The organism is Agrobacterium tumefaciens (assembly GCF_009649785.1).
Taxonomy (GTDB): Bacteria; Pseudomonadota; Alphaproteobacteria; order Rhizobiales; family Rhizobiaceae; genus Agrobacterium; species Agrobacterium tumefaciens.
Window position 1 is genome coordinate 122,638 of sequence record NZ_WJOK01000008.1, and the last position, 24,363, is coordinate 147,000.

Genomic DNA, 24,363 nt, shown 5'->3' on the forward strand with positions numbered 1-24,363 from the left:
GGTAAAATGCGAGGCACTTCAGGCATGAAAATGCCGGGCTTTCGCCCGGCACCGTTTGTCGGTCGGAAGACCGTTATCATTTCTTCTTCGGCACCTTCGGCACCGTATTCGCCTTGCGGCGCGGCTTGCTATCCTCGTCGGGCTTGCTCGCCTCGGCAACCAGAACATCCGCTTCCTCATTGGCAATCGCTGCCTTCGAGGCGGGCTTCGCCTTGGTCTTAGACGCCTTGCCCGGAGACTTGGCAGCATTGAGCTCTGCTTCCGGCTTCGGCTTTACCGGCGCTGTTTCCGGCAGAACCTCGAGCTTGAGGCCGTCGGAACCATCGTCCTTCTTGCCGACGGTGACGCTGACGACACCGCCCTTCTTGAGCTTGCCAAAGAGGATTTCGTTGGCGAGCGGCTTCTTGATGTGCTCCTGGATCACGCGCGACAGCGGGCGAGCGCCCATCTTTTCGTCGTAACCCTTTTCCGCCAGCCAGGAGATCGCGTCTTCGTGCAGATCGAAGGTGACATTCCGCTCGGAGAGCTGGGTCTCGAGCTGCATGACGAACTTCTGTACCACCTTGTGGATAACGGCAGTCGGCAGCGGCGAGAACGGAATGATCGCATCCAGACGGTTGCGGAATTCCGGTGTGAACAGGCGATTGATCGCCTCTTCATCCTCGCCCGTGCGTCGCGAAGAACCGAAACCGATGGCCGATTTCGCCATTTCGGAAGCACCCGCATTGGTCGTCATGATGAGAATGACGTTGCGGAAGTCGATCTTCTTGCCGTTATGGTCGGTCAGCGAGCCATGGTCCATCACCTGCAACAGGATGTTGTAGATGTCCGGATGGGCCTTCTCGATCTCGTCCAGCAACACCACGGAATGCGGATGCTGATCGACGCCATCGGTCAAGAGACCGCCCTGATCGAAGCCGACATAACCGGGAGGTGCACCGAGCAGACGCGAAACGGTATGGCGCTCCATATATTCCGACATGTCGAACCGCAGCATCTCGACACCGAGTGAGGCGGCGAGCTGCTTGGCCACTTCGGTCTTGCCCACGCCTGTCGGGCCGGAGAAGACATATGAGCCGATCGGCTTGTTCGGTTCGCGCAGACCGGCGCGTGCCAGCTTGATGGCGGTGGCCAGCGCCTCGATGGCGATGTCCTGACCATAAACGACCGAGCGCAGTTCCTTTTCGAGGTTGGCGAGAACCATCTCGTCATCCTTGGAAACGGTCTTCGGGGGAATGCGGGCCATCGTCGCGATGGTTGCTTCGATTTCCCGTTCCGTGATCAGCTTGCGGCGCTTGGACGCCGGCAGCAACATCTGCGCCGCACCGGTCTCGTCGATTACGTCGATCGCCTTGTCCGGCAGCTTACGGTCGGAAATGTAGCGGGCCGACAATTCGACCGCAGCCTTGATCGCTTCGTTGGAATATCTGAGGTGATGATAATCCTCGAAGTAAGGCTTCAGGCCTTTCATGATCGCGATAGCATCATCGATCGACGGCTCGTTGACGTCGATTTTCTGGAAGCGACGCACCAGCGCGCGGTCCTTCTCGAAGAACTGGCGATATTCCTTGTAGGTGGTTGAACCGATGCAGCGGATCGCGCCTGACGACAGCGCCGGCTTCAACAGGTTCGATGCATCCATTGCGCCGCCAGACGTCGCACCCGCACCGATGACGGTGTGGATTTCGTCGATAAACAGGACTGCGCCGGGATATTCCTCGAGCTCCTTGACGACCTGCTTCAGGCGTTCCTCAAAATCACCACGATAGCGGGTTCCGGCCAGAAGCGTGCCCATGTCGAGCGAGAAGATCGTGTCATTGGCCAGCGCTTCAGGCACCTTGCCTTCAACGATACGCTTGGCCAAACCTTCGGCGATCGCCGTCTTGCCCACGCCCGGATCGCCCACATACAGCGGGTTGTTCTTGGAGCGGCGGCAGAGGATCTGGATGGTGCGGTTGACTTCCTCATGACGGCCGATCAACGGGTCGATCTTGCCGTTTTTCGCCTTTTCATTGAGGTTGACGCAATAGGCCTTCAGCGCATCCTGCTGTTTCTTGGCGGATGAGCCTTCTTCCTCGGGATTGCTGCGTGCAGCCTTGGGGTCTGCTTCCGGCTCGTCTGCGCCACGCGGAGCGCGGGTCTGCGACGTGCCCGGACGCTTGCCGATGCCGTGGGAGATATAATTGACCGCATCGTAACGGGTCATTTCCTGCTCCTGCAGGAAATAGGCAGCGTGGCTTTCGCGCTCGGCGAAAATGGCCACAAGCACGTTCGCTCCGGTCACTTCCTCGCGGCCGGACGACTGAACATGAATGACAGCCCGCTGGATAACCCGCTGGAAGCCGGATGTGGGCTTGGAATCCTCGTCATAACCGGTCACGAGGTTGGTCAGTTCGTTGTCGACGTAATCGCTGACAGTCTTGCGAAGCGCATCGAGATCGACATTACAGGCGCCCATCACGGCAGCGGCATCCGCGTCGTCGATCAGCGCCAGAAGGAGATGTTCCAGCGTCGCATATTCGTGGTGACGCTCATTTGCAAAGGTCAGTGCCTGGTGCAGCGCCTTCTCGAGACTTGGGGAAAAAGTTGGCACGTTGCGATCCTCATTTCTTTTCCATGACGCATTGCAGCGGATGCTGGTGCTGTCGGGCGAAATCCATGACCTGGCTTACTTTCGTCTCTGCGACCTCATATGTAAACACCCCACATTCTCCTACGCCGTGCTGGTGCACGTGCAGCATGATGCGGGTCGCCGCTTCGCGATCCTTCTGGAAAAAACGCTCCAGAATATGAATGACGAACTCCATTGGAGTGTAATCGTCATTCAGTAAAAGAACACGGTACAAATTCGGTCTTTTCGTCTTTGGCTTGACGCGGGTTATAACGGACGTTCCGCGGTTCGTACCGCCGTCTTCCCCGTCGCCCTCGCCCTGCATGTAGATCGGCTCAGCGATCATCTTTCATCATTCTCCAAACCGTTCTCAAACCGGCAGTCATCACCAGGAGGGAGAACTTCGCCTCTACATATCTAGGTCGTTAAGATCGGATTTTAAGCCCCCTGTGAAACGGTGCAATCACTATTGCGTTTGCGAAGAGGCAAACCTTGGGAAAAACAGGGGGCTTGCGATAGCACTGCGGGAAAGCGCGGTGCTATCCGCCTTTCCTGACGTGGTTTGAGCCTTGACGCGAAGCGCCTGCAAGGGAATCGCGAGCAACAGCGGACCTAATCTCACGCCCGCGCCATCCGCCGTCATTCCTTGTTGTCGAGCATTTCGCGAACGGCGATCGCCAACTGTTTCAGCGAGAAGGGTTTTGGCAGGAAGCCGAACTTGGCATCCGCCGGAAGGTTTTTCGCAAACGCGTCCTCGGCATAACCAGAAACGAAGATGAATTTCAGGTCGGGATAGGATTTGCGCAATTCCCTCAGGAGTGAAGGACCGTCCATCTCGGGCATAACGACGTCCGACACGACGATATCGACCTTGCCTTCCAGCTCTTCCATCACCTCCAGCGCCTCGACACCCGAACCCGCCTCATGAACGGTGTAACCACGGGTTTCCAGCATGCGTTTGCCGCCGCGCCGCACTGCTTCCTCGTCCTCCACCAGAAGGACGACGGCGGAGTTGCCGGTCAGATCCAGCGGCTCTTCCTTCACCGGTTCGGGCAGAGCCACAGGGGCGAGTGCCGCTTCACCGGGCTGCTGGCCCGGAACGTGCACCACTTCCACCACGTGGCGCGGCAAATAGATGCGGAACGCAGTGCCTTTGCCCACTTCCGATTCGGGATAGATGTAACCGCCGGACTGCTTCACGATGCCATAGACCATCGACAGGCCGAGACCGGTGCCCTTGCCGACATCCTTGGTGGTGAAGAAAGGCTCGAAGATCTTGTCCATGATCTCCGGGGGAATGCCGGTTCCGTTATCGGCGACCTCCACCATAACCATGTCTTCCGCCGGGACTTCCGGCCGACCGAGCGCTGCGGCTTCATCCGCATCCACATTGCGCGTGCGGATGGTGATCTTGCCGCCATCGGGCATGGCATCGCGCGCGTTGACGCAAAGATTGATCAGCACCTGCTCAAATTGCGACAGGTCGGTCTTCACCGGCCAGAGATCGCGGCCGTAATCCACTTCCAACTTGACATTGGTGCCGGAAATCAACCGGTCTACCAGCATGCGCAGGTCGCCGATAACGTCGGTCAGGTTGAGGATCGCCGGGCGCATCGTCTGTTTGCGCGAGAAAGCGAGAAGCTGTCGCACCAGCACCGCCGCGCGGTTGGCGTTGCGCTTGATCTCCATCAGGTCGGCGAAGCTCGGGTCTGCGGGCCGGGCCTGCAACAGCAGATGGTCTGATGACAACAGGATCGCAGTCAGCACATTGTTGAAATCGTGGGCGATGCCGCCTGCCAGCGTGCCGACGGCGTTCATCTTCTGCGTCTGCGCCATCTGGGTTTCGAGCGCCTTCTGCTCCGTCACCTCGATCGCATAAACGATTGCAACCTCTTCGGGCGCCTCGTCGTCCTGATCGATGACGGCATTGACGTAGAAACGGAAATGGCGGCCCTCGTCGCTCGGATGGCGGGAATCGAACGGGGCGATATCGCCCTGCCGGTCTTTCGCCTCGGCCAGCGCCTGCTCAAGCCTGGGTTTCTCATTGTCGTGGATGATGGCTTCGAGGGCAACGCCGCGATCGATATCGTCACGCCCGACGACGCCGGAGAACAGCTTGAGGAATGGCGCGTTGATACGAAGAATGCGGCCTTCGCCGTCGAGCGAGGCAATGGCCATCGGCGTATTGTTGAAGAAACGCGTGAAGCGCATGGCGGACGAGGATTCCGTATCCTCCTGCCCTTTCGGACGCATCAGAACAATTGTCCGGCTTTCGCCGGGCGCGCCGTCCTTCGAGGTAACCTGATGCACGAGGCGGGCCGGCATGCTCTGGCCGTTGACCCGGCGCATGTCGAGATCGAGAATCTCGGTGCGCTTGGCTGAACCCTGCGGATGGACGGATTCGATCAGCGCCATACCCTCGCCGGCGACGATGTCCGACACAGTCATCGAACCGGGCGAAAATTGCGCGAGATCGATGCCGAGCCATTCGGACAGGGTGGCGTTCAGATAAACGATCTCACCCTTGCGACCTGCGGAAAAGAAACCGGCCGGCGCATGGTCGAGATAATCGATGGCGTTCTGCAATTCGCGGAAGAAGCGTTCCTGATCTTCCCGCTCAGGCGTGATGTCGGCGATCTGGAAGACGTGCAGCGCCTCGCCGCCCGCATCCTTCAGCACCCGACCTTTCAGCCGGTACCAGTGCGGCCCGCCGGAAGTGGCCTCCCCGAGCGGCTTGAGCAGACGGAACTCCTCGTAACCGTCACGCCCCTCCCGCAAAACATTGATGAGGCGATAGAGCGCCTCGGTCGATTCCCGGCTGCGCGAGAGCAGCGTCTCCAGGCTCTGGATATCGCTCGCCTTCGTGGTGCCGCTCATCCGGCAATAGGTGGCGTTGGCGTAGACCATATGCCCCTTGGCATCGGTAATCAGTGTGCCGTCCGGGTGTGCCGACAGGAAACGGCGGGCCAGCCCGTCCGATTGCGACTGCGGCATGACCTCGATGAAACCGATGATCGACGACACCAGAAAAAAGATACCCATCATCGCCAGCACGCCGAGAATGCCGAGCACGATTTCGTTTTCCAGCGAATCCTTGAAATAGACGAAAGCAGCAGCGGCAGCGATGAGCACCAGCGCCAGCAGCAGAATCCGCAAAACCGTGCCGGAACGGGCACGCCTGTCCACCAGCGGAAGGTCGTTGTCGCTTGTCTCGCGCACCCGTGTCATCTTGGCCTCGCAGTCCTGCAGGTCGTCATTCGGTCAGCCCTATTTCCTCAACGGAATCGGGCAGTAGAATTTCTTGTAGCAACTCGCTTGACCGTCAAAAAGCTCCGCTGCACCACAAAGGCTTAAAATCGCACAGAGAAACGGCCCTAAAGAGGCGCAAATGCCTCAGAAGCCTATTTTGCGGCTGCAGGTCAGCGCTTTAACCTGGCATTGAATGCGCGGCGCGGAGCAGACGATATTGCCATCCGCAACCGTGCAAACCGAGCATCCATCCGTGAAATCGATACAGGATGGATTGTCTCTTACGAACTCAATCATGTTCGCAGGATTTTCGGACGCCTTGTCATCCGCCGTCGCGGCCTGAGCGGGAAAAACAAATCCCGGCAATCCAAATAAAACACCAAAAATGAAAACTCTTACCGGAAACCCGTCAACCAGCAATTTCGCAAGCATTTACAATCGCTCCTTCGAAGAGAGAATTGCAACCTTCATTGCTCCCCGGCATTGAAGGGAAAGATATGGCGCTTTGGAGGCGCACGGCCGGCTGACGAGACGATCCTATGAAGCGATCCTGGGGACGAAATGAATAAACCTTGTATCACGCTTTAAAAAATCGTCTTTTCCTGCTTGACGTTCACATTATAAGAACCACGGCAATATTAATTGCACGAAAAAATCTGAAGGGATGATCTCCATGATGGAAGATTTTATCGGCACCTATGGAAACAATCTCATCGTCGCCGTCGTCGGTGTCGGTCTCGCCCTGCTTGTTCTGGCAATTGTTCTCTGGATACTGCGCAGGCGCGGCGGGGCGGCCCCGTTTATCCGTGGCGGTCGCAACCGGCAGCCGCGCTTGCAGGTTCTCGATGCGACGGCGGTGGACGCCCGGCGCCGTCTGGTGCTGGTGCGCCGCGACAATGTCGAGCATCTTGTCATGATTGGAGGTCCAACCGATATCGTCATCGAGAGTGGTATCGGCGCGATCCCAATCGTCAGGGAAGTGCGCGAACCGCAGGAAGCGGAACTCAAGGCGCTGCCGCGTCAGGACAGCGAACCTAAAAGGGCTGAACCGCCGATCCCTCGCGAAAGCCGCCCAGCTTTGCCACAGCAGCCAATCGCAGCGGCATCTCCAGCCTCCTTGCCGGAAGAACCCGTAAAGCAGCCGCAGCGGCCGGAACCGCCTGCCCCGGCTGCTCGTGCAGCACCCACCCCTGCACCGGCCGCATCGCTGCCACCACGTCCGTCTACGCCGCCGCAACCCGTATCCACGCCCACGACGGCACGCGAGCCCGTTGCACCGATAAGACCAGCCGCTCCGGAAAGGGATATTACCCGTCCTGCGCCACCACCGGCATCGGTCATTGCGGCACCGGCCGCCGCTGTTCTGCCTCTCGCCGCCGCATCACTCGACATGCCCGCCGAGCGACCGGAACAGCGTCGCCCTGATCCCTTCGCGCCGGCTCCTCTACCCTCGGCGCCGCCCGCACCGCCTGTCCAGGCAACGGTTCCTGAAGAACGGCCGACGGTCGTTGCGCCGCCGGTTTTTGCCGCGCGCGAACCGGTCATCGACCAAACGAATGCCGCAGATTTTCTGGATGCCGCGCGCGAGCGCGTTCTACCCGGCCTGAAACCAGGGCAAGATGCGCCTGCGCCCTTTGCGCCAAAGCCCGAAAATCCGCCCGTCGTCTCCGCTAATGCCGAGCCGAAATTTTCCGATGACCTTGCCAGCGATTTCGAAAGCTTTCTTGAGGCGGAGATCGCCAAGAGCAAGGATGCGGATAGCGAACAGGCAGTCGCCGCTGCTGCGGAAAAGCCAAAAACCGAACCCGTCTCGCCGCCTGTTACCGGTGCAACGCCGGATGGCGACATGCAGAAGGAAATGGCGCGTATTTTCGGCGAACTTTCCGTTACCCGCGACCGCTGACAGGTTCACATCTGTCGGCAGACAGACATTCAAAACAAAAAAAGGGCGCGGAAACAAATCCGTGCCCTTTGTCATTTTGGTTTTGTTCATTGGCCGGCTCGCCGAAGCGCCCGGAACAACGCTGGCTTTATTCGTCGCGGTAGACTTTTTCACGACGCTCGTGACGTTCCTGCGCCTCGATGGACAGGGTCGCTATCGGTCGTGCGTCGAGGCGCTTGAGGCCAATAGGCTCACCCGTTTCTTCACAGTAACCGTAAGTGCCGTCATCAATCCGCTGAAGGGCAGAGTCGATCTTGGAGATCAACTTGCGCTGGCGGTCACGGGCGCGAAGTTCGATCGCCCGGTCAGTTTCCGAAGATGCCCGATCGGCTAGGTCGGGATGGTTGGCGCTTTCTTCGGCGAGATGTCCGAGGGTCTCGCGCGCTTCTCTCAGGATGTCGTTTCTCCAGGCCACCAGCTTCGCGCGGAAGTAGGCACGCTGGTTTGCATTCATGAACTCGTCGTCTTCCGAGAGCACATATTTGCTAAGATCGATCTTCTCACTCAACGCGATTCTCCTCGAAGAACATCTCAATGCGGCGGTGTATACTCCAATGATATAGGCTGATTCAAGTCTACAGATCAGTTTTCAGGCATTTTTAAAACTGACACAAAAATCATCTAAATGACTAATTTTTATCCTTTATTCGTATTCAAGCGATCTCTTCTTAAATCACTTAAACGCGACTTACCAACAGGAAAGAGGACTTGCGGTCATGCAACCCTATCCTGTAGCATTCCTCCATTGCCTCCCAATCGAACGTCGGTCCCCGCCCTTGACAGCATCTTCTCCGAGCCGAGTGTATCTTTTGCGCCACGCCAAGGCCGCCTGGGCGGCACCGGGAGAACGCGATTTCGACCGGGGATTGAACGAGGCCGGTTTTGCCGAGGCGGAGATCATCGCCGACCTTGCCGCAGACCGGCGCTACCGCCCGGACGTGCTCTTGTCTTCCACGGCCACGCGCTGCCGGCAGACCACGCAGGCCTGGCAGCGGGCCTTCAACGAGGGCATCGACATCGTCTATATCGACGAAATGTACAATGCGCGCAGCGAAACCTATCTTTCTCTCATCGCCGCGCAAACGGACGCACAGTCCGTGATGCTGGTCGGGCACAACCCCACAATGGAGGCGACGCTGGAGGCGATGATTGGCGAGGACCTGCTGCATGCCGCCCTGCCCTCCGGTTTTCCGACATCCGGTCTTGCGGTTCTCGATCACGACGACAGTGCCGGGAATGGTAAAAATCGCTGGCGGCTGGTCGATTTTCTCTCGCCCGGCAAATAGCCGCAGCAGCGTGTGACCAATGCGTTGCCGACGCCGGACTCGTTGAAAATCCATTGGCGCGCTTCTTTTTTGGGCAACCGCCCCTTCCTATATTGCAGCTGTGACCGTGAAAAATAGCTGGGAAACTGCCATTGCCGCCTTCTCTTACGTCCCTGACAGACAGTGCGCTCATCGCATTCGACAATCTGGCCGACCGTGCGAGCACCCTTACAAATCCGACATTGCGGCTTGGCGTCACCGGTCTTTCGCGGGCGGGCAAGACGGTTTTCATCTCCTCGCTCGTCCACAATCTTCTGAATGGCGGTCGTCTGCCGCTGTTTGAGGCCATGCGTTCCGGGCGCGTCTCGAATGTGCGTCTGGAGCCGCAACCGGACGATGCCATTCCCCGGTTTCAGTATGAGGATCATATTCAGGCTCTGGTACGCGACAGGCTCTGGCCGGATTCGACACGGGCAATCTCTGAACTGCGGATCACGCTCGACTACCAGAGCGCAAGCGGTTGGGGCCGTTGGTTTTCCGCGGGCAAGCTCTCCATCGATATCGTCGATTATCCCGGCGAATGGCTGCTCGACCTGCCGCTGCTTTCGCAGGACTACAAGAGCTTCAGCGACAGTACCGTCGCGCTGGCGCAAAATGGCATCCGCGCCGAACTCGCGCAGGAATGGTTGGCAATAGCCTCCTCGCTCGACATCAATGCGCCCGCCGACGAGATGACGGCGCGACGCCTCGCGGAAAGCTTCGCCGCCTATCTGAAGGCCTGCAAATCCGATGAGCGGTCGCTCTCCACCTTGCCGCCGGGCCGTCTGCTGATGCCGGGGGATCTCGAAGGATCACCGGCGCTGACCTTTGCGCCCCTGCCGGGCCTGACAGACGACAAGGCACCAAAGGGGTCGCTGCGCGCCATGATGGAGCGGCGCTACGACGCCTACAAGGCAATCGTGGTGAAACCCTTCTTCCGCGAACATTTCGCCCGCCTCGACCGGCAGATCGTGCTGATCGACACTCTTCAGGCGGTCAATCGCGGCCCCGAGGCGGTGCAGGATCTGGAACGGGCGCTGGGCGATGTTCTCGCCTGTTTCCGCCCTGGCACCAACAGTCTTTTGTCATCACTGCTGGGCCGGCGTATCGACAAGGTGTTGATTGCCGCTACCAAGGCCGACCACCTGCATCATGAAAGCCACGACCGGCTGGAACGGCTAACCCGCCGTCTGGTGGACCGCGCCATTACCACCATCGGCATGAATGGCGCCGGCATCGAGGTCATGGCGCTGGCTTCCGTGCGCGCTACGCGGGAAGCAAGCGTGAGACAGGACGGTCACGAGCTTCCGGTCATCGTCGGCACGCCGATGGCGGGTGAAACCATCAACGGCGAGATATTTGACGGCAACCGTAAGACGGCGATCTTTCCCGGCGACCTGCCCGAAGACCCGGAGCCGTTTTTCCGCAGCATCGACAGGGATGGCGACAAGGCGACGTTGCCGGACGTCAATGTCGTGCGTTTCCGCCCGCCCAATATCGATGAACCGGGCAGCGGCGGCATCCGGCTTTCCGTTCCCCACATAAGGCTCGACCGCGCCATGCAGTTCCTGTTTGGAGACAAGCTCGCATGAAGGCTCCCACACCAAACGATCCGCAGGCACGCCGCCCGGCGGCTTTCACGCTCGAAACCGAAGAAACGGCACGGCCAACCGTCGCGCAAAAACGCGCACCGCGCAGCTTCGACACCGAGATTTCCCTCACGCCCGATGAGGATGATCCATTTTTAGCACCTGAAGAGACGGATGCCGCCGCATTGCCGGTGGCCGTGCCAAAGAAAGGCCGCTTCTCCTTCGGCAAGCTCGCGCTTGGTGCACTCGGCGTGCTGTTCTCGCTGGCCTTCGGGCTCTGGGCGGATCAGCTTATCCGCAATCTCTTTTCCCGCTCCGACTGGCTGGGTTACACGGCGAGCATTGCGCTCCTTGTTGCGCTTTTTGCCGTCCTCGTTCTGGTCGGACGAGAAGTGTTCGGCATCATGAGGCTCAACGCCGTTCAATCGCTGAAAGCCGATGCGGAGACAGCCAGCCTCGACAAGAGCTCGAAACCCGCCCGCGCCATCGTTACCCGCCTCAATGCAGTTCTCTCCCACCGCGCGGAAACTGCCAAGGGGCGCGCCGCACTCAAGGACACCGAAAACGACGTGATCGACGGGCCGCATCTGATCGAGCTTGCCGAACGCGAATTGCTGGTGCCGCTCGACCGGCAGGCTCGCGCGCTGATCCTCAACTCCTCCAAACGCGTCTCCGTCGTTACCGCCGTCAGCCCACGCGCCGTGGTCGATCTCGCCTATGTGCTGTTCGAGGTGACAAGGCTGGTGCGCGCCATGGCGGAACTTTACGGCGGCCGGCCGGGCACGCTCGGCATGCTGAGGCTTTTGCGTGACGTCGTCGCTCATCTCGCGGTCACAGGTTCGATCGCCGTCGGTGATGGGCTTGCCCAGCAGGTTCTCGGTCACGGGCTTGCCTCAAAACTCTCTGCACGCCTGGGTGAAGGTGTCATCAACGGTCTGATGACGGCGCGAATCGGCATTGCGGCGATGGATCTGTGCCGCCCGCTACCCTTCAAGGCGGTAAAGCGACCCGGCATAGGTGATTTCATGTCTGACCTCACGCCCGATCTTGGTGGCGGAAAAACCGGTCAAAAAGCCTGATCAGCCGGACTTGTACGGCTCAAAAGGTTACGGACAAAGCTGTAAATAAAGCCGAAATAAACCAAGCATTAACCATTCCGCCGGTAGATTGCCGATTATCGAACAGGCTTCTTCGCCGGGGAAAGTATCATGTATTCGCGCTTCTTTTCGCTTGTGGGCGGACTTGCCGCCATATTGTCCGTCAGCGGCAGCTTCGGCCTGTCTGACGTCCATGCCGCATCGCGCGATCGCGACGACGTGTTTTTCCGTTCCGTTGCGGGAAGCTGGAAAGGTCCGGGCGAAATCGTCGCCGGCAAGTACAAGGGTACCAAGTTCACCTGCGACCTGACGGGCGAACCGCTCGACGACAAGCAGACGGGCATCAAGCTCGCCGGCACCTGCCGCGTCGGCGTCTTCAGCCAGCCCATGTCCGCGGTCATCAGCCAAAAGGGCGGCTCTTACGAGGGCAAGTTCCTAGACGGCGCCGAAGGCAAGGGACTGGACATCATTTCCGGGCAGGTCAGCGGCGACAAGGTCGTTGTGGGCATCAATCGCGCCAAGCTCAACGGTGCCATGGTCGCCCGCGTCTCGAACGATAATTCGATGAACATCACCATTTCCGTCAAGGTCGCCGACCAGATGATCCCGGTTATCGGCGTCACACTCGCGCGCGACATCGACCAGATCGCCGTCGGTTCGATCAAGCCGTAAAACCCGCGACTTCTTCAGCCATCGCCAAGCGGGAGTGTCCACCACTCCCGTTTTTCGTTTGCGCTGATGATGCCGGTTTTATCCGCCTGCCGCAGCCATTCCCGCACGGGCTTGCCCCGGACATCGAGATCGGGTGCGATATCGGCTAGCGGCATCAGCACGAAGGCACGCTCCGTCATGCGCGGATGCGGCACTTCAATGCTTTCCGTAACGACAACATCATTACCATAGGTCAGCACGTCGATATCGATGGTGCGTGGCCCCCAGCGCTCCGTTCTGACCCGTTTCATGCCCTTTTCGATATCGAGGCACAATTGCAGCAGTGCGGGTGCTGAAAGCGAGGTTTCGACCAGCGCACAGCAATTGAAAAAATCCGCCTGGTCCGTCTTACCCCAGGGCGGCGTGCGATAAAGCCCGGAGACAGACAGCACCCGGCAATCGCCGTGTGCATCCAGTTCGCGCAAGGCTCTGGCCATTGCAGCGGCGGGGTCACCGATATTCCCGCCAAGGCCTAGTGCGGCAACTGTCATCCTGTCAGGCACGGTGTTCAACACTCACCTGCGCATAGTCGAGAATGCCGGGAACCGGCGCAGAGGGCTTGCGAACCGTGATACGCAGCCAGACAATCTGCGGATAACGCGCGCGCAGGGCCTTGGCGATATCGTTCGCGAGGGCCTCGATCAGGTAACGGCGCTGGCCGACGACGATCTTTTCGATAACGGCGAAGGCGACGCCATAATCGACGGTATTTTCGATATCGTCGGTCTCGAGCGCGTTACCCGCTTCAACCTCCATCTCGGCATCGACGAAAAAGCGCTGGCCCAGCACCTCCTCCTGCTCGAGAAGGCCATGACGGGCGAAAAAGGAACAGTTTTTCAGAATAATGGTGTAGCGGCTCATCGCATCGCCTCCATGGCGGGGTTATACCGGAATAGCCGGCCTCTTTTAAGGCATGCGGCACTCCGGCATCTATTGATCTATGCATCGGGCCTTGCCGACGCTTTGGCAAGAACCGCGTCGGCAATTGCCAGCGCATCGCGTGTTACGGCGACATTGTGCACGCGAAAAATCGCGGCACCCGCCAGCCTGAGGATCACTGTCGTCGCTGCTGTTCCGATATCGCGTTCGTGGGCCGCATCCCTGCCCGTCAGCGACCCGATGAACCGCTTGCGCGACGTCCCGGCCAGAACAGGCAGGTCAAACGCGGCAAGTTCGCCAAAGCGCGCCATCAGCTCGACATTTTCACGCTCGTCCTTGGCAAAACCGAAACCGGGATCGAGCACGATGGCGTCGCGGGCGATTCCCGCAGCTTCCGCCATCTCAAGCGAACGATTGAGGAATTCGAACTGATCCTCGATAACATCGGCGCGCTTCTGCCTGTCGCGCCCGGTATGCATGATGCAGACGCCCGCGCGCGCGGCGGCAACCACGCCCGCCATGTTCCCGTCCTTCTGCAGGCCGAAAACATCGTTGACGATATGGGCGCCCGCCTCGATCGCCAGCCTTGCTGTGGATGCGCGGTAGGTGTCGACGGAAATCAGAACATCAGTCTCGCGACGGAGCCGTTCGATAACCGGCAGCACGCGATCCTGTTCCTCACCCTCGGTCACCTCGGCCGCGCCAGGGCGGGTGGATTCGCCGCCGATATCAATGATATCCGCCCCCTCCTCAACACATGTCAGAGCATGGGAAAAAGCCGCATCAACGGCAAGATAACGGCCGCCATCCGAAAAGGAATCGGGCGTCGCATTGACGATGGCCATAATACGGCCACGTCCATCAAGTTTCAGGGAGCGACCATGGGCCGCTTGCCACACATTGCTGCCGGCTGTTATCACGTAACACGCGCCTTTCGGGAATAACGGAGTGTTATGCCAATTCTTATAAGTTCCGCTCCGCCTATGCAGCAAACGTTTTTCAAGTTCAACCGGAAGGCCGGGTTATGACCATATCTTCACGTGCTCTTTGCGCCGTTTTCGCTGGCGCATTAGCCCTTTCCATGCCCGGATCGGCCTTTTCCGAAACCATCGTCAGCAAGACCTATTCCTATTTTTCGATCAGCGGTAAAACCGCCGCTGACCTCGACAAGCAGCTTTCCAAGCATGGCCCGCTGACGCGCAACACCGGCGCACGCCATCCCGGAGCCACCGAGATCAAATTCGGCGGCGAACTCACCTATGTCGAGAAAAACGGCATGTGCAGCGTTGGAAGCACCAAGGTGTTGCTGAACACCCGTATTCTCCTGCCGCAATGGAAAAACCGCCGCCGCACCACGGCGGAACTGGCCTTCATCTGGGATACGTTGCTTGCAGATATCAAGCGCCACGAGGAACGGCACGCGGAAATCGCCCGCACCCATGCCCGCTCGCTCGAAAGGCAACTGACGGCGCTTCGTCCGCAAAAAGACTGTGAAACGCTACAGGCAATGGTCGGCAAGATCACCCAGACCGTCATGGACGAGCACGACAAGGATCAGTTGAGGTTCGATATCGTGGAATCCAAAAACTTCGACGAGCGCATGACCCGGCTTTTGAAGAACCGGATCGAACAGGGCCAGAACCGGCGCTGAGCCGCCTTTCCGCCCATACTCCCCTGGACGCGAAACGCAACGCTAACATGACGTTACGTCATGTTCGATATCACCCGTGACTTCTCGTCATGGTGCGGTCAACGAGACTCATTGTAGCTTGTTCACATGGTTTTTAACGGTGGTGATCCGCAGGGGTCCGGCGTTCGAAACCACCTCCGGTTCTCCCGGTGCGCACTTGAGGCTCGCAGGTGTTTCCTCCCTCGCTTGCATGCTGCGTACCCGCCTCGCCCCGCTCCCCGCTAACAGGTGAGCGGGGCTTTTTCTGTGCCGTATAATTCGGCTTGCCGTCAGCCCTGACGTTCGGGAACGTGAACGACTAGGCCGTCAAGCTCGTCCTTCATCTTGATCTGACAGGAAAGACGCGAGGTAGGGCGTACTTCGAAGGCGAAGTCCAGCATGTCCTCTTCCATCGGCTCGGGTCCGCCGACACGTTCCGCCCATGCGTCATCCACATAGACATGACAGGTCGCACAGGCACAGGCGCCGCCGCATTCCGCATCGATGCCGGGTATGGAGTTGCGCACGGCATTCTCCATGACGGTGGAACCGTTGCTTACGTCGAGTTCATGGGGCGTGCCGTCAAAGGCAACAATGGTCAGTTTTGTCATGCCGGAGATCCAAAATGGTGTCTAAGAACTGTTCTAAACAAACACATAGAAAGGCCGGTTCGCCTTGGCAACCCGCTTCTCGCAGGCGCCAAGCGCAACCGGCCCTGTAAAACAGACTGGATTCGCCTTAGCGGCAGAGCTTGAGGATGAAATTTTCCGCTTCGACAATCGCTGCCGCAAGTCTGGCTACGGCCGCGCTATCGTTGCCCTTGTCCTCCACTGCCGCCGCCGCCGTGGAAACGGTGGAGGCACCAACCGCCTGCGCGGCCCCCTTCAGACGATGGGCAGTTGCCTTGACGGTCTTGTCGTCAGCGCCGGCCATTTCATGCAGAGCAGCACGGGCGTTACGGCTGAAGAGTTGCAGCACCTCGATTTCAAGTTCCTTGTCGCCCATCGTCTGGCGCGCGAGATGTTCGAAATCGATTGGTCTTGTCGCGGCGGCCGGCGCACCACCAAAATTATCCGGAGCTTCGAAAGCAATACTGACGGCTGCCATATCTGAAATTCCTTTGTCTCGCCGTTTCCTGTTTCGTGTCACATCTGTGTCGTATTTACGCATTGAAGCCGGTGCTATCAGCTTAAATTACGGCGTGACGCGGGCGAAAATCTTCTGCTATGGTTAATTTATGCTAAACTTATGCGAAACAAGGCGTTCAGCGTGAAACTCAGGTTTAAAAACTGTTAAAAAGCCGACACTTCGCTGCTGCGGCAAACCCGCATTAATTGTTTCGAACACCTAAATGTGTCACTACGGTACTGCCGTTCCGACGAGGCTTATGCTCAAGCTTTGTTATTCCGGCACAGTGATGTAATTTCGCCCGAAAGCTGGACCACCAGCAATTCGGGATTGGTAATGGCGGAATTGTTCTCTTTAACGGGATAATGTTCCGCTGGCATGATGGCGGCAGTCCATTTGCGGGTCGCAGATGGTCAAACGGCATGAAGCCGGGCGTATGTGTAACGAGGCGTAACCGCATGGCGAATAACAAGATCAGCGACTCTGTCGACGAGACTGCATTTCAGGCGTTGGAAGACGCCCTGCAGCTTGGTGCTTTCGAAGACAAGCCGGAATCGCGGAAGACGACAGCGCCAAAGCAGCCGGAGGCCAGATTGAAGGAAGCAAGCAGACAGCCCCCTGCTCCCGAGGCCGCGCGCGCGCCTGCCGAACAGGCGCCCAGATCCCCCAATCTGGAAGCTGCCAACGACGGCTCCAAGCGCAGCCCGGCCATGATCCTGAAATCGCTCGAAGGCGGCTCCATCGGCGGCGCGCTCAGAAACGCGACGATCATGTCGGTGATCTGGGCGCTCGGCGGCCTCGGCATCGCGCATCTTATCTACGGCAGTGCACTCTGGAACATCGGCTCGGTTGCCGATCTCGCCGCAATACCTGGGCTGATGGCGATCGTCGTCGGCATCGTCGTTCCGATCATGCTGTTCTTCGCCTTCGCGATCATGATGGCGCGTGCCCGCGATCTGCGCAACGCTGCCCGGTCGATGGCAGAAGTCGCCCTTCGTCTTGCCGAACCCGAAACTGTCGCCTCCGACCGGATCATGTCCGTCGGCCAGGCGGTTCGCCGAGAAGTCTCGGCCATGAACGACGGCATCGAGCGCACCATTGCCCGCGCGACCGAACTCGAAACGCTCGTCCATTCTGAAGTCAACGCGCTTGAGCGCAGCTATGCAGACAATGAACTGCGCGTGCGCAGCCTCGTGCAGGAACTGAGCGCCGAGCGTGACGCTATCGTCAACCATGCGGAGCGCATCCGCTCCTCCATTGTAGGCGCGCAAGAACAGATCAAGGAAGAGCTTTCCATCGTCGGCGAAGAGCTTTCGATGCGGCTTTCCACGACCGGTGAGGCCTTCGCCTCGATGATCGACACACGCTCGGCCGCGCTGCTCGAAAAATCGCGCGCCTCGACCGAGGCGATGGGCAGCCTGATTGCCGCCAAGACCGAAAACCTGCTTCAGGCACTGAATTCCTCGGGCGCAACGCTATCGAGCGAATTCGACATGCGTCTGCACAACCTCACCTCGACGCTGGACGAGCGCGGCGAAGTGCTGCTGGAACGCTTCGCGATCCACGCCTCGACGCTGGACAGCGGCGCGGAAAGCCTCAACAGCGCACTCGAGGAACGCACCCGCCAGCTCAACGAGACCCTTTCCACCCGCACGCTCGAACTCAACCGCAATATCGATCGCGGCCAGCAGATCATCGGCGGTTCGCTGGATAACGTGCTCGACAAGCTGTCCACGACGCTTGAAGAAAAAGGCCTGTCTTTCCGCCAGAGCCTGCAAAGCACGGCTGATGACGCGATCATGGATCTCGATCTTCGCTCGGGCCTCTATGAAGAACGCCTGCAGGCGACGGTCGGCCAGGTCAACTCCGCCTTCGACGAACATGTGGCGGATTTCGCCAGTGCCTTCGACCAGCGCGCCGGCAGCCTCGACAGTAAGCTGATGGAGAGCCTCGCCCGGATCAACGAAACCGTTGCTGGCGGCTCCGAAGCCCTCGACACCATGCTGACCAGCGGACTTGAGCGCATCGGCAACACCATGACCGACCAGTCGCTTGCTCTTGCAACCGCACTGGGCACCGGCCAGGAAATGCTCGAAAGCGCGCTTGAGACCCGTACCCGCGCGTTCAGCGACGCAATCGGCCAGCGCACCGCTGAAATCACCGATGCCTTCGCCAATTCGCACGAGAAGATCGACGGCGTGCTGGCGGAGCGCAGCAATGCCCTGTTTGGCGCGCTTTCGGCAAGCCAGGACCGTTTCGACGAGGCGCTCGCCAGCCGTTCGCTGGCCATTACCGGCTCGGTCTCCGGCACGGCGGAACGTCTAGCCGCGATGCTTGAGGAGCGTGCAGCCGCAATCAACAGCGTCGTTGCCGATGTCGAGCGCCGTCTTTCGGAAACGCTCGAAACCCGCGCCGCCGCCATCACCGGCACCGTTTCCGGCATTGAGGACCGCATTTCCGATACGCTGGAAAGCCGCACGGCTGCCCTGCACGACGTCGTATCCGGTGCGGAAAACCGTATTGCCGAGACGCTGGATGGCCGCACGGCCGCTCTTTCCAGCGCCATTTCCGGCGTCGAGGAACGCATCGCCGACACGATGGACAGCCGCACGCTGTCGCTCGACATGACCTTCGCCAATGTCGAGGAGAGGCTGTCGGAAACGCTCGACAACCGTACCTCCGCTCTGTCCGGCATTGTGGCAAGTGCCGAAGAGAGGATTGCGGGCGCACTCGACAGCCGCACGTCCACCTTCGGCGACGTGGTTGCCGGTGCCGAGAGCCGTATCGCGGAAACGCTTGATGGTCGCACGGCAGCACTCAACGCCGTCGTTTCGGGGGCTGAAGAACGCATTGCGGATGCACTCGACAGCCGCACCATGGCACTCGACATGGCGTTTTCCGGCGCCGAGGAAAAAATTACCGAAGCACTCGATACCCGCACCGCCGTCCTTGGCGAATTGGTGGCCGGTGCAGAGACCCGTATCGCAGAAACGCTTGATGGCCGCACGGCGGCGCTTAACGCCGTCGTCTCCGGCGTTGAAGAACGCATTGCAGATGCACTCGACAGCCGCACCATGGCATTTGACATGGCGTTTTCCGGCGCCGAGGAAAAAATTACCGAAGCGCTCGATACCCGCACCGCCGTTCTTGGCGAATTGGTGGCCGGTGCCGAGACCCGCATTGCCAGCGCACTCGACAGCCGCACGGCTTCGCTCAAAAACGTCGTATCCGGCGCGGAAGAGCGGATCACGGACGTGCTCGACAGCCGCACCATGGCGCTCGACCTGAGCTTCTCCGGTGTCGAGGAAAAGATCGCCGACATCCTCGACGGACGCACTGCTGCGCTTCACTCGGCGGTTTCCGGGGTCGAAGATCGTATTGCCGATGCCCTGGACAGCCGCACTGCCACCCTTTCCGGCATTGTCTCCAGTGCGGAAGAACGCATCGCGGACGCTCTCGACAGCCGCACCATGGCGCTCGACATGACGATTTCTGGCGTTGAGGAGCGTATCTCCGAGGCGATGGATGCCAGAACCGCATCACTGTCGCTCGCGGCCGCAGGCGTCGGCCAGCGACTGGAATCGACGGCTTTCACGCTTGAAAACGCACTCGCCAGCGGCCACGAGCGGCTGGAGACCATGCTCGGTTCGCAGGCCGAACGCATTGCCGGCTCGCTTGAGCGCAATAGCGGCCTGATCGAGCAGAGCGTCTCCGGCGCGGCCAGCCGCATCGAAAGCGTCGTGGAAGACGGCAGCAGCCGTTTTGCGCAGACGGTGGAAGAAGGCGTCTCCCGCCTCGAAAACAACCTCTCGCAATCGCATGAAGACATCCGTACCGCGCTCGAGCAGCGCCAGGCGGATATCGCCGCGACGTTGAGCTCAGCCACGACCCAGATGGGCGACATGCTCTCCGAGCAGGCGATGATGATCGGCACCACCGTTGCATCCAGCGCCAGCATGCTCGAACTCTCGCTCGAAACCCAGCAGGAGACGTTACAGAAGGCCATAGACGGCAGTGCAGCCACGCTGGAACAGCGTCTTCGCAACAGCGCCGGTGATATTGCCGTCAAGATCGGTGAGGCCGCCCGCGAAATTGGCGGTGCGACCGATGCTCTCTCCTCGCGGATCGAAACCTCGATCGGAAGCGTCACGGGCAGGCTCGACGAGACCGGCACCCGCATCGAGACCTCGCTCGGAGCGCTGCAGGAGCGTGTGTCGAGCGATCTCGGCAACGTCAACACGTCGATCGAGGATGCCGGACGTCGCTTTGCCGACGCGCTGGAAGACAAGACAGCCGCCTTCGCCCGCACCAGCGACGATGCTGCTCAACGTATCACCGGCATTCTGGACGAGCAGACGATACGGGTTGCCGACACCTTCGAAAGCCGCACCAGCCGTCTGGCGGAAACCTTCGATGCCGGTTCGGCCCGCATCGATGAACGCCTCGGCACCATGGACCGCGCGCTGACGATCGGCCTCGAAAACGTCAACCGAACCATCGAAGGCAAGGCGAGCGAGCTCGCGGTCGGCCTGCGTGGCGCAGTCATTTCCGCCACCCAGAGTATCGACGAAGAAGCCGTTCGTTCCACTGCCCTGCTTGCGAAAACCGGCTCGGAATTCGCCGAACAGGTGCAGGCGCAGAACGACGCCTTCACCAAGGCGATCGAAGAACGCTCCGGCGAGATCGTCAATCGCATCTCGGATGCACAGACGCGCCTGTCCGGCCAGGCGGCAGCCGTCGCCCAGACCTTCTCCGAGGCGGGCAACATCATCGTCAACAAGGTTGCCGAGGCCGAAGCGGTCGTGCGCTCGCAGGTGGGCGTCATTTCCGAGACCCTGACCGGTGTCGAATCCGCTCTCGATGCGCGCGGCGAATCCATCCGCTCGGCGCTGGACAACCGCACTCGCGAACTCAACTCGATGCTGGCCAGCCGTTCTGCTGAACTGTCGCGTCTGATCGAAGAGAAGGCAAAGCCTGTCGTCGACGAATACGCCACCATCGGTCGCGAAGCCGCCGAAAAGATCGTCTCCGCCGCCCAGCAGAGCGCCGAACTTCTGTCGCAGAGCAACAGCGGCATGGTCGGCATGGTGGAACAGGCGATCAGCGATTATGCCAATGCCGGAAGCGAGGCAGCAAGCAAGCTTGTCGCGGCAACCCGCCAGAGCACGGACATGCTGTCGCAGACGCATACGGCCATGGCCGACGCCGTCGAAGAAGGTATCGACAAATACACCCGCACGGGAAGCGATGTGGCAAACAAGCTTGTCGCCGCCACGCGCCAGAGCACGGATATGCTGTCGCAGACCCATAACAGCATGGCCGAAATCGTCGAAAAGTCGGCAAACAACTTCAACTCTGCGGTTGAGCGCGCCGCGCAGGAATTCGGCACGGCCGACGAAGCGTTGAACGCATCGGCCACCCGTTTCTCCGAATCCGCCTCGCAGGCCGCCGACATGGTGTCCAGCTCCAGCCGTCTGCTGGAAGGAAAGATTGATCGTCTGTCGAATATTTCTGGCCAGACACTGGCGCAGGTTGCCGGCATCGTCGGACGTTTCGAGGAACATTCAAAGGTTCTGAGCCAGGCGTCCGAACTGCTCAATGCCGCGCAGTCTAGCCTTGTCGGTACGCTGGAAGAGCGTCAGGATGCACTTCGCAGCCTGTCTGTCGGACTAGTCAAGCGTTCCGAGGAAATCGAAACCGCCATGCGCGGCGTCGTCAGCGTGGTGGAAACCACGCTCAACGAGGCCGAGGAGCGTTCGCAGAACGTCGCCGGCAACCTGCGTGACAATCTGCAAGCATCCTTCTCCGATATCGGCCGTTCGCTCGACGAGACGGAACAGCGCGCCCGCTCGGCAGCACAGACCATGCGGGGCGCCCTGCTCGCCGCTGGTCAGGATGCCAGCCGTTCGATCGAGAGCACGCTTTCCGACGCGCAGAAATATTCCGACGAGCTGGTCAACCGCCTGCGTGGCGGTGTCGAATCCTCGCTTTCGGAAGTCGACAACCTGCTCGGCAGTGCCTCGGAAAAATCGAATGCCGCCGCCGCCAACCTCAAGGAAACGTTGCGTCAGGCAGTTGAGGAAGCTGTCAGCCGTTTTGCCGGCGCGACGGACGAAATCCGCCGCTCCAGCCACGATATCCGCCGCGAGCTGGATGCGACCCGTGCCGAACTGAAGCGTGGCGCGTTCGACCTGCCGGAAGAGGCCAAGGAAAGCGCCGCAGCGATGCGCCGCGCCGTTTCCGAGCAGATCAAGGCCCTGCAGGATATTTCCCAGCTTGTCGGTCGCTCGACCCAACAGATGGAAGTTTCCGAACCCGTCGCCCGCGCCATTGCAGCGACCCAGCCTGCCGCTGAACGCCGTGTCGAAGCGCGTCCGCAGCCGGCAGCAGCCACGCCGGCACAGCCACCACGCCCGGCTCAGCCGCAGCCGGCAGCCGCACCCGCCTTGCGTGGCACCCTGCCGCTTGAGAACCGCCAGGTCGAAAACCGTCAGGCGCCTGCCCCGTCCCAGGCGGCTGCGGCGCCTGCCGCACGCCGCGAAGAAGGCGGTGGCTGGATCAGCGATCTTCTGCGCGGTGCCTCGCAGGAATCAGCCGCCGCTTCCGCACCCCGCGCAAGCGGCGATCAGCAGCCGACCCGTGCTGCCGATACCCGCAATCCGCGTCACATGGTGGAATCGCTGAACTCGCTGTCCGTCGACATCGCCCGCGCGATCGACCACGATGCGTCGGTGGAACTGTGGCGCCGGTACCAGCGCGGCGAACGTGACGTCTTCACCCGTCGCCTCTATACGCTGAAGGGCCAGACGACGTTTGACGAGATCAAGCGCAAATACGAGCGGGAGGCCGAATTCCGCACCGCCGTGGACCGCTACATCACCGATTTCGAAAAGCTGCTCGCTGATGTCGCCCGCACGGACCGTGACCGGACAGTCACCCAGTCCTACCTCACCTCCGATACCGGCAAGGTCTACACGATGCTTGCCCATGCGGCGGGTCGGTTCAACTGATCTCTGGTTAAGACCAGAAACAATAAAACCCCGGTCATGGCCGGGGTTTTTCGTTTTGGTCGGCAGGTAGCTTTTCGACTGTAGTTCAGTCGCTCACGTTGAAATCAGATCTCGAACGTACCCGATGCTACACGGACCGCGTGGCCACCGATGCGGGCGCGGGCGATTTCGTTGTCCTTGATGTCCATGCGCAGATGGATGTGGGAAGGACGTTCCATCTCCACGCCCTGCTCTATCAAGAGCGGATAGTGACCGTCTGTCAGGCCGTCGAAATGATGGATTGCACCGGAAAGGGCGGCGGCGGCGGAACCGGTGGCGGGGTCTTCCGAAATCCCCATTTCCGGGGAAAACATGCGGGCATGGAACTTTGCCGCGTGATTGACGCCGCCGCGACAGTAGATATAGGCCGCCGTCAGGCGCCCCTCCACCAGCGGTGCGGTGCGCAGCCAGAGATTGGCGTCGAAATCCATTTCGCTGATAGCGGCAATATTGTGCAGCGGCACGAGCAGGAACGGCACACCGGCCGTCCAGATCGACGGTACGTGGTTCTCAAAGCCGAGATGGCCTTCGCTCACGCCCAGCGCATCGGCAAGTGCGGCATGATCGAGCGGCAGGGTGACGCGGGACGATTTGCGCGGCAGGTCGAATTCGGCGAAGCTGACCGAACCGGCGCGCATTTTCACCGCACAGCGGACCGGACCCACCTTTTCCTCCAGCACACAGACCATATCGATATCGTCGTCACCTTCATTGCGATTGCGCTCGGCAATCGCGATCGCTGCGCCAACAGTCGGGTGGCCCGCGAAAGGCAACTCGCCCGAAGGCGTGAAGATACGCAGCGAAGCCGCGTGGGCCGGGTTGCCCGAGCGGTTGACGAAAACGGTCTCGGAGAGGTTCATTTCTCTGGCTATTGCCTGCATCGTCACTTGGTCGAGGCCATCCGCGTCATACATGACTGCCAGCGGATTTCCCGCCATTTTGGTCTCGGTAAAGACATCGTAGATATTGTAATTCAGCACCACGCCCGTCTCCTGCCACTCGCCGTTCCGCTTGTTTCGCGCAAGTTGCCTCACGTCGCGCCGCATCGCAACCCTTGTCGAAGGCCGGAAACCAAGAAGCTGTGGACCGCACGCGGGCAAACCCGCCTGCTGCGAACGCCTGTCCGCCGGAAAGG

Annotated in this window: 18 protein-coding genes; 7 read left to right on the top strand and 11 right to left on the bottom strand. The window is 60.1% G+C overall.

Annotated features, from left to right (window positions below):
• Positions 1-76: 76 nt before the first annotated feature.
• The 4 genes from clpA to GH784_RS10780 form a co-directional block, all read right to left on the bottom strand.
• The gene (gene clpA, locus GH784_RS10765) at positions 77-2,593 is read right to left on the bottom strand and encodes an ATP-dependent Clp protease ATP-binding subunit ClpA (RefSeq protein WP_065704645.1); all 2,517 of its coding nucleotides are present in this window, start codon (positions 2,591-2,593) and stop codon (positions 77-79) included.
• 10 nt (positions 2,594-2,603) lie between these two features.
• Positions 2,604-2,957: an ATP-dependent Clp protease adapter ClpS gene (clpS, locus tag GH784_RS10770; protein ID WP_003512812.1), complete on the bottom strand. Its 354-nt coding sequence runs from the start codon at positions 2,955-2,957 to the stop codon at positions 2,604-2,606.
• A 293-nt stretch (positions 2,958-3,250) separates the two neighbouring features.
• Positions 3,251-5,839, bottom strand: a complete 2,589-nt coding sequence (gene cckA / locus GH784_RS10775) for a cell cycle histidine kinase CckA (RefSeq protein WP_003512808.1) — start codon at positions 5,837-5,839, stop codon at positions 3,251-3,253.
• Between the two features lie 165 nt (positions 5,840-6,004).
• A complete protein-coding gene (locus GH784_RS10780; RefSeq protein ID WP_065704647.1) occupies positions 6,005-6,292 on the bottom strand; it encodes a hypothetical protein in 288 nt (95 codons plus the stop codon).
• A gap of 232 nt (positions 6,293-6,524) precedes the next feature.
• Here GH784_RS10780 and GH784_RS10785 point away from each other — a divergent pair, with 232 nt between their 5' ends.
• Positions 6,525-7,763, top strand: a complete 1,239-nt coding sequence (locus GH784_RS10785) for a flagellar biosynthetic protein FliO (protein WP_019565519.1) — start codon at positions 6,525-6,527, stop codon at positions 7,761-7,763.
• Between the two features lie 127 nt (positions 7,764-7,890).
• On the opposite strand, the gene dksA is transcribed toward GH784_RS10785, so the two are convergent.
• Complete coding sequence (gene dksA / locus GH784_RS10790; RefSeq protein ID WP_003512796.1) at positions 7,891-8,310, bottom strand: RNA polymerase-binding protein DksA; 420 nt, start codon at positions 8,308-8,310, stop codon at positions 7,891-7,893.
• Positions 8,311-8,578: 268 nt separating this feature from the next.
• Here dksA and GH784_RS10795 point away from each other — a divergent pair, with 268 nt between their 5' ends.
• The 4 genes from GH784_RS10795 (at position 8,579) to GH784_RS10810 (ending at position 12,464) form a co-directional block, all read left to right on the top strand.
• The gene (locus GH784_RS10795; protein WP_035198195.1) at positions 8,579-9,088 is read left to right on the top strand and encodes a SixA phosphatase family protein; all 510 of its coding nucleotides are present in this window, start codon (positions 8,579-8,581) and stop codon (positions 9,086-9,088) included.
• A 131-nt stretch (positions 9,089-9,219) separates the two neighbouring features.
• Positions 9,220-10,698 (top strand): YcjX family GTP-binding protein, encoded by a 1,479-nt coding sequence (locus tag GH784_RS10800; protein ID WP_065704649.1) that lies wholly within the window; start codon positions 9,220-9,222, stop codon positions 10,696-10,698.
• On the top strand, positions 10,695-11,774 hold the full coding sequence (locus tag GH784_RS10805) for a YcjF family protein (RefSeq protein ID WP_065661071.1): 1,080 nt from the start codon (positions 10,695-10,697) through the stop codon (positions 11,772-11,774). The genes GH784_RS10800 and GH784_RS10805 overlap by 4 nt, the downstream gene beginning before the upstream one ends.
• A gap of 129 nt (positions 11,775-11,903) precedes the next feature.
• Entirely contained in the window at positions 11,904-12,464 is a 561-nt protein-coding gene (locus tag GH784_RS10810) for a hypothetical protein (RefSeq protein ID WP_003512790.1), read from the top strand.
• A 14-nt stretch (positions 12,465-12,478) separates the two neighbouring features.
• On the opposite strand, the gene folK is transcribed toward GH784_RS10810, so the two are convergent.
• From folK to folP, 3 genes are all read right to left on the bottom strand, one after another.
• Positions 12,479-12,994 carry a 2-amino-4-hydroxy-6-hydroxymethyldihydropteridine diphosphokinase gene (folK, locus tag GH784_RS10815; protein ID WP_083211653.1) on the bottom strand — a complete coding sequence of 172 codons (516 nt, stop codon included), beginning with the start codon at positions 12,992-12,994 and terminating at the stop codon, positions 12,479-12,481.
• 4 nt (positions 12,995-12,998) lie between these two features.
• The gene (folB, locus tag GH784_RS10820; protein WP_013636000.1) at positions 12,999-13,364 is read right to left on the bottom strand and encodes a dihydroneopterin aldolase; all 366 of its coding nucleotides are present in this window, start codon (positions 13,362-13,364) and stop codon (positions 12,999-13,001) included.
• Between the two features lie 77 nt (positions 13,365-13,441).
• Positions 13,442-14,227 (bottom strand): dihydropteroate synthase, encoded by a 786-nt coding sequence (gene folP / locus GH784_RS10825; protein ID WP_081308532.1) that lies wholly within the window; start codon positions 14,225-14,227, stop codon positions 13,442-13,444.
• A gap of 179 nt (positions 14,228-14,406) precedes the next feature.
• On the opposite strand from folP, the gene GH784_RS10830 reads away from it, so the two are divergent.
• The gene (locus GH784_RS10830; RefSeq protein WP_153793410.1) at positions 14,407-15,033 is read left to right on the top strand and encodes a DUF922 domain-containing Zn-dependent protease; all 627 of its coding nucleotides are present in this window, start codon (positions 14,407-14,409) and stop codon (positions 15,031-15,033) included.
• Positions 15,034-15,341: 308 nt separating this feature from the next.
• Here GH784_RS10830 and GH784_RS10835 read toward each other — a convergent pair whose 3' ends face one another.
• Entirely contained in the window at positions 15,342-15,662 is a 321-nt protein-coding gene (locus tag GH784_RS10835) for a 2Fe-2S iron-sulfur cluster-binding protein (protein ID WP_003512782.1), read from the bottom strand.
• Between the two features lie 127 nt (positions 15,663-15,789).
• Positions 15,790-16,158 (bottom strand): Hpt domain-containing protein, encoded by a 369-nt coding sequence (locus tag GH784_RS10840; RefSeq protein ID WP_003512780.1) that lies wholly within the window; start codon positions 16,156-16,158, stop codon positions 15,790-15,792.
• Between the two features lie 479 nt (positions 16,159-16,637).
• Here GH784_RS10840 and GH784_RS10845 point away from each other — a divergent pair, with 479 nt between their 5' ends.
• A complete protein-coding gene (locus GH784_RS10845) occupies positions 16,638-23,189 on the top strand; it encodes an apolipoprotein A-IV repeat region-like domain-containing protein (protein WP_065704653.1) in 6,552 nt (2,183 codons plus the stop codon).
• Positions 23,190-23,293: 104 nt separating this feature from the next.
• Here GH784_RS10845 and GH784_RS10850 read toward each other — a convergent pair whose 3' ends face one another.
• Positions 23,294-24,211 carry a PhzF family phenazine biosynthesis protein gene (locus GH784_RS10850; protein ID WP_065704963.1) on the bottom strand — a complete coding sequence of 306 codons (918 nt, stop codon included), beginning with the start codon at positions 24,209-24,211 and terminating at the stop codon, positions 23,294-23,296.
• Positions 24,212-24,363 lie beyond the last annotated feature (152 nt).

Coding starts and splice junctions, on each gene's coding strand:
- GH784_RS10805 (WP_065661071.1), top strand. CDS start 10,695: ATGAAGGCTCCCACACCAAACGATCCGCAGGCACGCCGCCCGGCGGCT.
- GH784_RS10785 (WP_019565519.1), top strand. CDS start 6,525: ATGATCTCCATGATGGAAGATTTTATCGGCACCTATGGAAACAATCTC.
- GH784_RS10780 (WP_065704647.1), bottom strand. CDS start 6,292: ATGCTTGCGAAATTGCTGGTTGACGGGTTTCCGGTAAGAGTTTTCATT.
- clpS (WP_003512812.1), bottom strand. CDS start 2,957: ATGATCGCTGAGCCGATCTACATGCAGGGCGAGGGCGACGGGGAAGAC.
- folB (WP_013636000.1), bottom strand. CDS start 13,364: ATGAGCCGCTACACCATTATTCTGAAAAACTGTTCCTTTTTCGCCCGT.
- GH784_RS10835 (WP_003512782.1), bottom strand. CDS start 15,662: ATGACAAAACTGACCATTGTTGCCTTTGACGGCACGCCCCATGAACTC.
- GH784_RS10840 (WP_003512780.1), bottom strand. CDS start 16,158: ATGGCAGCCGTCAGTATTGCTTTCGAAGCTCCGGATAATTTTGGTGGT.
- folP (WP_081308532.1), bottom strand. CDS start 14,227: ATGGCCATCGTCAATGCGACGCCCGATTCCTTTTCGGATGGCGGCCGT.
- folK (WP_083211653.1), bottom strand. CDS start 12,994: ATGACAGTTGCCGCACTAGGCCTTGGCGGGAATATCGGTGACCCCGCC.
- cckA (WP_003512808.1), bottom strand. CDS start 5,839: ATGACACGGGTGCGCGAGACAAGCGACAACGACCTTCCGCTGGTGGAC.
- GH784_RS10830 (WP_153793410.1), top strand. CDS start 14,407: ATGACCATATCTTCACGTGCTCTTTGCGCCGTTTTCGCTGGCGCATTA.
- GH784_RS10810 (WP_003512790.1), top strand. CDS start 11,904: ATGTATTCGCGCTTCTTTTCGCTTGTGGGCGGACTTGCCGCCATATTG.
- GH784_RS10845 (WP_065704653.1), top strand. CDS start 16,638: ATGGCGAATAACAAGATCAGCGACTCTGTCGACGAGACTGCATTTCAG.